Annotated in this window: 10 protein-coding genes; 2 read left to right on the forward strand and 8 right to left on the reverse strand. The window is 64.7% G+C overall.

The features are described 5' to 3' along the window. Positions 1–176 precede the first annotated feature (176 nt). From hpaI to IAE39_RS28095, 8 genes are all read right to left on the reverse strand, one after another. On the reverse strand, positions 177–980 hold the full coding sequence (gene hpaI, locus IAE39_RS28060) for a 4-hydroxy-2-oxoheptanedioate aldolase (RefSeq protein WP_201207728.1): 804 nt from the start codon (positions 978–980) through the stop codon (positions 177–179). 10 nt (positions 981–990) lie between these two features. Beyond that, positions 991–1,794, reverse strand: a complete 804-nt coding sequence (hpaH, locus tag IAE39_RS28065) for a 2-oxo-hept-4-ene-1,7-dioate hydratase (RefSeq protein WP_201207729.1) — start codon at positions 1,792–1,794, stop codon at positions 991–993. A gap of 17 nt (positions 1,795–1,811) precedes the next feature. Next, positions 1,812–3,119, reverse strand: a complete 1,308-nt coding sequence (locus IAE39_RS28070; RefSeq protein WP_201207730.1) for an MFS transporter — start codon at positions 3,117–3,119, stop codon at positions 1,812–1,814. Positions 3,120–3,161: 42 nt separating this feature from the next. Further along, positions 3,162–3,566 (reverse strand): 5-carboxymethyl-2-hydroxymuconate isomerase, encoded by a 405-nt coding sequence (locus IAE39_RS28075; RefSeq protein WP_201207731.1) that lies wholly within the window; start codon positions 3,564–3,566, stop codon positions 3,162–3,164. 63 nt (positions 3,567–3,629) lie between these two features. Beyond that, positions 3,630–4,553, reverse strand: coding sequence for a 3,4-dihydroxyphenylacetate 2,3-dioxygenase (hpaD, locus tag IAE39_RS28080; RefSeq protein WP_201207732.1), 924 nt, complete (start codon positions 4,551–4,553; stop codon positions 3,630–3,632). Between the two features lie 189 nt (positions 4,554–4,742). Next, positions 4,743–6,203, reverse strand: coding sequence for a 5-carboxymethyl-2-hydroxymuconate semialdehyde dehydrogenase (gene hpaE / locus IAE39_RS28085; protein ID WP_201207733.1), 1,461 nt, complete (start codon positions 6,201–6,203; stop codon positions 4,743–4,745). Positions 6,204–6,208: 5 nt separating this feature from the next. Next, complete coding sequence (locus tag IAE39_RS28090; protein WP_201207734.1) at positions 6,209–6,973, reverse strand: fumarylacetoacetate hydrolase family protein; 765 nt, start codon at positions 6,971–6,973, stop codon at positions 6,209–6,211. Positions 6,974–6,983: 10 nt separating this feature from the next. Continuing rightward, positions 6,984–7,643 carry a fumarylacetoacetate hydrolase family protein gene (locus tag IAE39_RS28095; protein ID WP_201207735.1) on the reverse strand — a complete coding sequence of 220 codons (660 nt, stop codon included), beginning with the start codon at positions 7,641–7,643 and terminating at the stop codon, positions 6,984–6,986. Positions 7,644–7,814: 171 nt separating this feature from the next. On the opposite strand from IAE39_RS28095, the gene hpaA reads away from it, so the two are divergent. After that, on the forward strand, positions 7,815–8,717 hold the full coding sequence (gene hpaA, locus IAE39_RS28100) for a 4-hydroxyphenylacetate catabolism regulatory protein HpaA (protein ID WP_201207736.1): 903 nt from the start codon (positions 7,815–7,817) through the stop codon (positions 8,715–8,717). Between the two features lie 158 nt (positions 8,718–8,875). After that, positions 8,876–9,298: a homoprotocatechuate degradation operon regulator HpaR gene (hpaR, locus tag IAE39_RS28105; protein WP_201207737.1), complete on the forward strand. Its 423-nt coding sequence runs from the start codon at positions 8,876–8,878 to the stop codon at positions 9,296–9,298. Positions 9,299–9,354: the final 56 nt, after the last annotated feature.

The raw sequence follows: 9,354 nt of genomic DNA on the forward strand, positions 1-9,354 counted from the left end.
TGGGAGCGGGCGTGCCCGCGAAGAAGGCAACGCGGTGGATGGCACCGGCTGTGCCGGTGTTCGCGGGCATGCCCGCTCCCACAGGTTTTGCGCTGTTTTCAGCTACCACGCGATCCCTGTGGGAGCGGCTTCAGCCGCGAACACCGGCGTAAGCCGGTGCCATCCACTCAGGTACCTCAGTAAACACCACCCCCAGCGCTGCCATCCACCGGGGTACCTTTGAACTTGCCCGCCAACTCGCGCAACCCGCGCATCAGTACCGTGGTATCCACCCCCACCGCCACAAACGCCGCCCCAAGCTCAATGTAGCGCCGCGCCAGTTTCTCGTCCGCACTGAGAATGCCGGCAGCCTTGCCCGCCTTGCCAATCCGCACGATCGCATCCTCAATCGCCGCCTGCACCTTGGGGTGCCCAGGGTTGCCCCGGTGGCCCATCGCTGCACTCAGGTCAGCCGGCCCGATGAACACCCCGTCCACACCGTCCACCGCAACAATCTCGTCCAGGTTGGCCAGGCCTTCCTTGTTCTCGATCTGCACCAGCAGGCACATCTGTTCATCCGCCTGGTCCAGGTAGCCGGGGATACTGTTCCAGCGCGAAGCGCGCGCCAGTGCGCTACCCACGCCACGCACACCCTTGGGCGGGTAGTGCATGGCGCTGACCAGCTGCCGCGCCTGCTCGGCACTTTCCACCATCGGCACCAGCAAGGTCTGCGCACCAATGTCCAGCACCTGCTTGATCAGTGCGGTATCGCCAATCACCGGGCGGATCACCGCCTGGCTGGGGTAGGGCGCCACCGCCTGCAACTGCGCGAGCATGCCGCGCAGGTCGTTGGGCGCGTGCTCGCCATCGATCAGCAGCCAGTCGAAACCGGCATTGGCCGCCAGCTCGGCGCAATAGGCGTCGGCCAGGCCAAGCCACAGGCCGATCTGCGGCGTACCGCTGCGCAGGCGTTGCTTGAAGTGGTTGATGGGCATGTCCATGGGCAGGTCCTCAAACAAAGCGGCAGGCAATCGAGCCGAGCAGGTCGTAGTCGACGTGGAAGGTGTCGCCAGGGCGCGCGGCCACCGGGCGGGTGAACGAGCCACCGAGGATGATCTGCCCGGGCTGCAAGGTGACGTCGTATGGCGCCAGCTTGTTGGCCAGCCATGCCACGCCCTTGGCCGGGTGGTTGAGCACGGCAGCGCTTACGCCGGATTCCTCGATCACACCATTGCGGTAAAGCACCGCCGGCACCTTGCGCAGGTCAATTTCGGTCGGGCGCACTGCACGGCCGCCCATGACCACACCGGCGTTGGCCGCGTTGTCGGAAATGGTGTCGAACACCTTGCGCGTCGCCTGGGTTTGAGGGTCTACCTGCTGAATGCGCGCGTCGATGATTTCCAGCGCCGGGATCACCCACTCGGTGGCGTCCAGTACGTCGAACACAGTGACGTTGGGGCCTTTCAGCGGCTTGCCGAGGATGAACGCCAGCTCCACTTCCACACGCGGCACGATGAAGCGCTCGAAGGGGATGTCGCTGCCTTCATCGAACAGCATGTCGTCGAGCAGGGCGCCATAGTCGGGTTCGCTGATGTTCGACGATACCTGCATGGCCCGCGAAGTCAGGCCGATCTTGTGGCCGACCAGCTTGCGCCCGGCCGCGATCTTTTTCGCCACCCAGGCGCGCTGGATGGCGTAGGCGTCTTCGATGCTGATGCCAGGTTGCTCCAGCGAGAACTGGCGCACTTGTTCGCGGGAGCGTTCGGCCTGGTCGAGGCGTTCGGCGGCTTGCTGGATGAAAGCGTTGTCTAGCATGGTGACAGTCTCTTGATTCAGGGATTGACGATGGCGGCCCGGGTGCGCAGCACCAGCAGGCCGCCCAGGGCGATGAACACGGCGAGTACGTACAGCGCCAGGCTGGCGCTGTGGGTGGTGTCGCGTACCCAGCCGATGAAGTAGGGGGTGAAGAACGAAGCGATGCTGCCCAGTGAGCTGATCAGGGCGATGCCGGCGGCCTGGGTGCGGGCGTTGAGGAATGCCGGCGGCAGTTGCCAGAACATCGGTAGCGCGGCGCTGGCGCCCATGCCTGCCAGCACCAGGCCGGCCATCACCGGCAGCGCCTGCTCGGGGGCAATGGCGGCAATGGCGATGCCGCTGGCGGCCATCAGCAGCGGTACGCACAAGTGCCAGCGGCGTTCGCGCAGGCGGTCGCTGGAGCGGCCGCAGGCCAGCATGAATACGCAGCCGGCCAGGTACGGCACGGCGCTGAGCAGGCCGACGCTGGCGTCGCTGCCAACCCCGGCGCTGTGGATCAGGCTGGGCATCCAGAATGCCAGGGTGTTCACTGCCAGCATCACCGCGCAATAAACCGCCACCAGCAGCCACAGGGCAGGGCTGGCGAAGATGGCGCCAAAAGAGGTGACCGGCTTGCGCTGTTCTTCCTCGCCGAACTGGGCACGCAGCGAGGCTTTTTGCTGATCGCTCAGCCAGCGCACCTTCTCGAAATGTTCCGGCAGCACCGCCAGCACCACCAGGCCCAGCACCACCACCGGTGCGCCTTCGAGCAGGAACATCCACTGCCAGCCGCGCAGCCCGCCAGTATCGTGCATGAACGCCAGGATCGCCCCCGACACCGGCCCGCCGACCACCCCGGCCAACGGCACGGCAATGGCGAACAGGGCGGTGACCTGGGCGCGGCGCCCGGCCGGGTACCAGCGGTTGAGGTAGACCAGGATGCCCGGGAAGAACCCGGCCTCGGCCGCGCCCAGGGCAAAGCGCAGCAGGTAGAAGGCGCTGCTGCTTTCAATCAGCAGCATGCTGGTCGACAACAGCCCCCACACCACCATCAGGCAGGCGATCCAGCGGCGCGGGCCGACCCGGTCGAGCATCAGGTTGCTGGGTACGCCGAACAACGCATAGGCAATGAAGAACAGCCCGGCACCCAGGGCATAGACCGTGTCGGACAGGTGCAGGTCCTGGCTCATCTGCATCTTGGCAAAGCCGATGTTGATGCGGTCCAGGTGGGCGAACAGGTAGCACACCAGCAGCAACGGCATCAGCCGCCAGGTGACTGCCCGGTGGGTACTGGCGGCCCGGTCAACCGGGGCCGCGTGCGGTGAGGCGTGTTCGAGTGTGCTCATAGTGTTGTACTTGTTCTGTAATGAGTCGGGGGTGTGCCAGCGCTAGCGGTTGAATAGCGGGTGCAAGGTGCTGTGTTTGGCGTCGTATACCTGGGCGGTACTGTGGTCGATCTGCACGGTGATGCCGACCGGGCGTTGTTGCAGCAGTGGGTCAAGGCGGGCCTTGAGCACCGCCAGCAGGCTGTCGCCGACGGCCTTGTGCACCTCGGCACTGCGGCCGGTGGCCATGCGCAGGTTGGCGTACAGGAAGCCGTATTCGCCCTTGCCGTCGGCCACCGCGCAATGCGCGGCCGGGTAGGCCAGCACGCGGGTGCCGCCGGTGGGGAACACGGCTTTGCCTTCGCCATCGCGCTGTTCCAGCATGGTGTCGGCCAGGGCGCGGCACAGGCCGGGGATGTCGGCGTCGGTTTCAAGGTCTGGGGTGTAGAGCAGGACCAGGTGCGGCATCAGGGGCCTCCTAGGTGAGGAAGGGCCGGCCACCCGCTTGGGCGGCCAGCAGCGAAACGCGGGTCACAGGCGACTGGTGGATACCACCGCAGCCGGGTTGGCGGCCTGGGCGGCCGGGATGGCGCTGCCGTCCTGCGGGGTGACCGGGAAGATCGCGTTGATCTGGCCGGTGCCGGACGAACCGAAGTAGGGCGTGACCACCTCGGCCTTGCCGTCGTAGTCGGACCAGCCCAGCGCCCCGAGCAGCATCGCCGTGTCGTGCATGAAGCCTTCGCCATGGCCCTTGGCGGCGTATTCCGGGAGCATGCCGCAGAAAGCCTGCCACTCGCCGTCCTGCCACATTTGCACCACGCGGTGATCAAGGGTTTCCAGAAACGGGCTCCACACCTTGGTGGCAAAGTCCGGCGCCTGGCCGTTCTGCGCAAAGCGGTGCGACAGCGAGCCACTGGCGAGGAACGCCACGGTGCCGTCGTAGTGGTCTTCGACGGCCTTGCGCATGGCCCAGCCCAGGCGGGCGCTGTCGGCCAGGTAGTGCGAGGTGCACAGCGCCGACACCGAGATCACCTTGAAGTGCTGGTCCTGGTTCATGTAGCGCATCGGCACCAGGGTGCCGTACTCCGGGGCGAGGGTGGTGGCGTGGTGGGCCATGGTCTCGACGTTGAAGCGGTTGCACTCGGCGGCCAGCAGCTGGCCCAGCTCGGGGTTGCCGGGGAAGGCATAGGGCATGTTACTGATGAAGTGCGGCAGCTCGTTGCTGGTGTACACGCCTTCGAAGTGCGGCCCGCATAGCACGTGGTAGTTGGCGTTGACCAGCCAGTGGGTGTCGAACACCACGATGGTGTCCACGCCCAGCTCACGGCAACGGCGGCTGATTTCGTGATGGCCGTCGATGGCCGCCTGGCGAAAGCCCTGGCGCGGGCCCGGCAGTTCGGACATGTACATGGACGGTACATGGGTAATCTTGGCAGTGAGAGCGAGTTTGCCCATGGAAAGCTCCGTTGAAGGATGTTGTTGTCGTGTGGGAGCAGCGGTCTGGCCAAACTTGCAAGGCCGACGCAGTCTCCTGTGGGAGCGGCTTTAGCCGCGAACACCGGCGCAGCCGGTGCCAGCCACCGCGTTGGCTTCTTCGCGGGTGAACCCGCTCCCACAGGGGCTGCCGGACCGCTCGGGACGGTTTTATACGCCCCAACGCGGTATGTGGTGGCTACCCATCGAAATACACACGTTCTTGATCTCTGCAAAGACTTCGAAGCTGTATTGCCCACCCTCGCGCCCGGTACCAGAGCCTTTCACACCACCGAACGGCTGACGCAGGTCGCGCACGTTCTGGCTGTTGATGAACACCATGCCGGCCTCGATGCCACGCGCCAGGCGGTGGGCCTTGCCGATGTCCTGGGTCCAGATGTACGAGGCCAGGCCGTACTCGGTGTCGTTGGCCAACTGCAGCGCCTCGGCCTCGTCCTTGAACGGGATCAGGCACACCACCGGGCCGAAGATTTCTTCCTGGGCAATGCGCATTTTGTTGTTCACGTCGGCGAACACGGTGGGCTGGATGAACTGCCCTTTGGCCAGGTGCGCCGGCAGGTTGGCCGGGCGCTCCAGGCCGCCCGCGACCAGGCGCGCGCCTTCTTCCAGGCCGATGCGGATGTAGCCGGTGACCTTGTCGTAGTGCGCTTGAGTGATCATCGAACCGACCTGGGTTTTCGGGTCGGTCGGGTCGCCCACGATCAGGCGCTTGGCACGGGCGGCGAACTCGGCAACAAATTGCGGGTAGACGCTTTCCTGGATGAAGATGCGGCTGCCGGCGGTGCAGCGTTCGCCGTTCAGCGAGAAGATGGTGAACAGTGCGGCGTCCAGCGCACGCTCAAGGTCGGCGTCCTCGAAAATCAATACCGGCGACTTGCCGCCCAGCTCCATCGAATACTTCTTCAGGCCCGCAGTCTGCATGATCTTGCGCCCGGTGGCGGTGCCGCCGGTGAACGAGATGGCCCGCACATCCGGGTGGCGCACCAGCGCATCACCGGCAGTGGCGCCGTAACCCTGGATCACGTTGAGCACGCCGTTGGGGATGCCGGCTTCCACGGCCAGGCGGCCCAGCTCGTTGGCGGTCAGCGGCGACAGTTCGCTCATCTTCAACACCGCGGTGTTGCCCAGCGCCAGGCACGGCGCGGTCTTCCAGGTAGCGGTCATGAACGGCACGTTCCACGGCGACACCAGGCCACATACCCCGACCGGCTGGTACATCGTGTAGTTGAGCATCTGGTCGTCGACCGGGTAGGTGTGGCCGTCCATGCGGGTGCACACTTCGGCGAAGAAGTCGAAGTTGTGCGAGGCCCGCGGGATCAGCACGTTGCGGGTCTGGTGGATCGGCAGGCCGGTATCCAGCGTTTCCAGTTCGGCCAGCTTCGGCACGTTCTGGTCGATCAGCTCACCCAGCTTGCGCATCAGCCGCGCACGTTCCTTGGCCGGGGTGTTGGCCCATTTCGGGAAGGCTTCTTTCGCCGCAGCCACGGCCTGGGCCACTTCTTCGGCACCGCCACTGGCCACTTCGCAGATGGCGTCGCCAGTGGCCGGGTTGTAGTTGACGAAGGTGTCTTTGCTTTCGACCTCACGGCCGTTGATCCAGTGCTTGATCATGCTGCTCACGCCTTGTTGTTCTTGAAGAAGTCAGCTTCGCTGACGATACGGTTGACCAGGCGACCGACGCCTTCCACTTCCACCACCACTTCATCGCCCGGCACCACGTCGGCCAGGCCTTCCGGCGTGCCGGTGGCGATCATGTCGCCGGGCTGCAGGGTCATGAAGCTGGAGAAGTATTCGATCAGGTGCGGGATGTCGAAGATCATGTCCGCGGTGGTGCCTTCCTGCTTCAGCTCGCCGTTGATCCAGGTGCGCAGCTTCAGGTTGGTGACATCCGGCACATCGGCGGCATCGACGATCCACGGCCCGACCGGGGTGGTGGCGTCGCGGTTTTTCACCCGCAGGTTGGGGCGGTAGTAGTTTTCCAGGTAGTCGCGGATGGCGTAGTCGTTGCACACGGTGTAGCCGGCAACGTAGGCCAGGGCATCCTCGCGCTTGACGTTTTTTGCCGCCTTGCCGATGACCGCGACCAGTTCGCACTCGTAGTGCATGTACTCGACGTTGTCCGGGCGCCAGGTGACCTGGTTGTGGCCGGTGTAGGTGCCCGGCGACTTGATGAAGGCCAGCGGCTCGGTGGGCGGCGCGAAGGCCAGCTCCCTGGCGTGGTCGGCGTAGTTCAGGCCCAGGGCAAACATGCTGCCGGTGGCGGGTGGCAGCCAGGTGACCTGGTCTTGCTGGACCAGGCGGCCATCGGCCAGGCGCAGGTGGTCGCCTTCGACGGTGACGTCATGGACCTGGCCGTCGAACTGGATACGGGCGTGTTTCACAGGTAATTCCTCACTCGGCGACGATGTGGTTGGTCAGCTTGCCCAGGCCGTCGATCTCGATATCGACGCGGTCGCCTGGCTGTACATCGACGCGGCCCTCGGGGGTGCCGGTGATCAGGATGTCGCCGGCGTGCAGGGTCATGAACTCGCTGATCTCGGCAATCAGCTGGGCCACCGAGCGCACGCAATTGGCGGTGTTGTTGTGCTGGCGCAGTTCGCCGTTCACATACAGGCGCAGGCCCAAGGCGTCGGGGTTGGGCACCTGGCTGGCCGGTACCAGCTCTGGGCCCACGGGGCAGAAGCCGTCACGGCACTTGGCCTTGACCGCCGGGCGGTAGTAGCTGTCTTCGGGCAGGCTCACTTCGTTGACGATGATGTAACCGGCGACGTGCTGCAGGGCATTGGCCACGCTGACGCGGCTGGCGGTTTTGCCGATTACCACGCCCAGCGCCGGGCCAGGTTGCAGGTGCTGCACGCCGGCAGGGAACACCACCTGGCCTTCATGCCGGTTGCGGGTGTTCGGGGTCTTGACGAACAGCACCGGCTTGACCGGCAGCTGCTTGTATGGGGCTTCGACGAACGCCGCGTGGTGCTGCTGCAGCAAACCCTGGTAGTTCAGCGCGACGCCGAACAGTGTGCCGCTGGCAACGTCATGCAGGGCATGGCTCATGCTTTTCTCCTGGCAGTGCAGGGCGGTGGCCGTCCTGCGGATTTTGTTAATGTGTTAATGTTATAGTTAATATGTTAACGATGGTCAAGGGGTGGCCAGTGGCGCCTGCCGCGAAGGCGGTGCACCATGGGCCATCGTCAACAGGGTCAAGCGATTTGCGAGCAAGCAGCCATGAGCGACCGGCATCCGATTCCGAACATCAACATTGGCCAGGTCTACGACCAGCGCTACAGCGACAGCGAGGTGCATTACGATCGGCTGGGCAACCTGGCGGGCTTTTTCGGGCGCAACATGCCGGTGCACCGGCATGACCGGTTTTTCCAGGTGCATTACGTGAAGTCGGGAACGGTGCGGGTGTACCTGGATGACCAGCAATTCATCGAGTCCGGGCCGATGTTCTTCCTTACCCCGCCAACCGTGGCGCATGCATTCGTTACCGAAGCCGATAGCGATGGGCACGTGCTGACGGTGCGCCAGCAACTGGTCTGGCAATTGATCGAAGCCGATGCCAGCCTGCTGCCGGCGGGCATGCAGGTGCAGCCGGCCTGCGTGGCGCTGGGCAACCTGCCGGCTGAATACCAGGCCGAGGCGCGCCGCCTGCAAGGCTGGCTGGAAGCACTGAGCGACGAATTTGCCAGCCGGCAAGCGGGGCGCGAGGCGGCGCTGCTGTCGCTTACCCGGTTGATCATGATCAGCCTGCTGCGGCTGTGCCCCCACTCGCTGGAGTCGACCCCGGCGCGGCATGAGGACCTGAAGATCTTCCACCGTTTCAATGCACTGATCGAAGCGCATTACCTGGAGCATTGGCCGTTGGCCCGCTACGCGCAGCAGGTCGGCGTGACCGAGGCACGCTTGAATGACGTGTGCCGGCGCATCGCCGACTTGCCGTCCAAGCGCCTGGTGCTGGAGCGGCTGATGCAGGAGGCCAAGCGCCTGCTGTTGTTTTCCGGCAGCACGGCCAACGAAATCTGCTACCAGCTCGGCTTCAAGGACCCGGCCTATTTCAGCCGCTTCTTCAACCGCTACGCCAAGCTCACGCCCGGGGAGTACCGCCAGCGGCAGGCAGGGTTGTAATGAAATGGCCATGGCGGCGCACCCGGTATGTGTTGTTGTTTGTGCCGGATGGTCGCAGCTCGGGCGCGTGGCCTGAATGGGTTTTCCGTGGAACAGATTGCACTTTCCACGGTGCATGCCCTTAAATTCGAGAACAGAGAAAAACCACAGGTTTGACCATGACCCAGACACAACCTTCGCTGACCTTGAGCCTGCTGCAGGCCCGGGAAGCCGCGATGGCATTTTTCCGGCCGTTGCTGAACGCGCACGACCTGACCGAGCAGCAATGGCGGGTGATCCGCATCCTCAAACAGCACGGCGAGCTGGAGAACTACCAGCTGGCCGAGCTGGCCTGCATCCTCAAGCCGAGCATGACCGGGGTATTGGGGCGGCTGGAACGCGACGGGCTGGTGCGCCGGCAGAAGGCCGCGCAGGACCAGCGGCGGGTATTCGTGACGCTGACCGAAGGTGGGGAGGCGTGCTTTGCCTCCATGAAGGAAGGGATGGAGGCCAATTACCAGAAGATCCAGGCGCAGTTTGGTGAAGAGAAACTTCAGCAGTTGATGGGGTTGCTGAATGAGTTGAAGCGTATCGAACCCTGACCCTGCGCGGCCCCTTGTAGGAGCGGCCTTGTGTCGCGATCGGGCTGCGCAGCAGC

Source organism: Pseudomonas sp. S37, from assembly GCF_016658545.1.
Lineage (GTDB): Bacteria > Pseudomonadota > Gammaproteobacteria > Pseudomonadales > Pseudomonadaceae > Aquipseudomonas.